Genomic DNA, 551 nt, shown 5'->3' with positions numbered 1-551 from the left:
ATTCGCCGAAAATTCGATAATACTCAATTAAGAGCAACTCACAAATTTTACCTTAGCCTGATCCGTTACCAGTGAAAGTAACGTTCAGTCTATCTTTCTATCACATACCCAAATTTTTAAAGAACGATCTAATCAAAGACTAGAAATCAATATTCACACCGGAATATTCATTTCTAAACTCTAACAGCAGAAGCAGTTATATGGTGGAGCCAAACGGGATCGAACCGTTGACCTCCTGCGTGCAAGGCAGGCGCTCTCCCAGCTGAGCTATGGCCCCATAACAAAATTGGTGGGTCTGGGCAGATTCGAACTGCCGACCTCACCCTTATCAGGGGTGCGCTCTAACCAACTGAGCTACAGACCCAATTTCGAGCGCGCAACTGTTAGCTTGGAGCTATCAGCTTGGAGCTTAAAGCTGCTTCTATCGTCTTCTTCAATGAATCAAGCAATTCGTGTGGGAGCTCATGGAGCAGCTGATGTCGTCGATTAAGGAGGTGATCCAGCCGCAGGTTCCCCTACGGCTACCTTGTTACGACTTCACCCCAGTCATG

2 tRNA genes and 1 rRNA gene are annotated in these 551 nt (G+C 46.5%); all 3 read right to left on the bottom strand.

The window, feature by feature from the left end:
• Positions 1–201: 201 nt before the first annotated feature.
• Positions 202–277 (bottom strand) — tRNA-Ala (locus tag UB23_RS25955).
• Positions 278–287: 10 nt separating this feature from the next.
• A tRNA-Ile gene (locus UB23_RS25950) sits at positions 288–364 on the bottom strand.
• A gap of 123 nt (positions 365–487) precedes the next feature.
• Positions 488–551 (bottom strand): 16S ribosomal RNA (locus UB23_RS25945); the annotation flags it as partial.

The sequence above is a fragment of the Pseudomonas sp. ES3-33 genome (assembly GCF_000952175.1).
GTDB classification, from domain to species: domain Bacteria; phylum Pseudomonadota; class Gammaproteobacteria; order Pseudomonadales; family Pseudomonadaceae; genus Aquipseudomonas; species Aquipseudomonas gregormendelii.
Note: the sequence above shows the minus strand (reverse complement) of the source record. Positions and strands in the feature narration are given on the sequence as shown.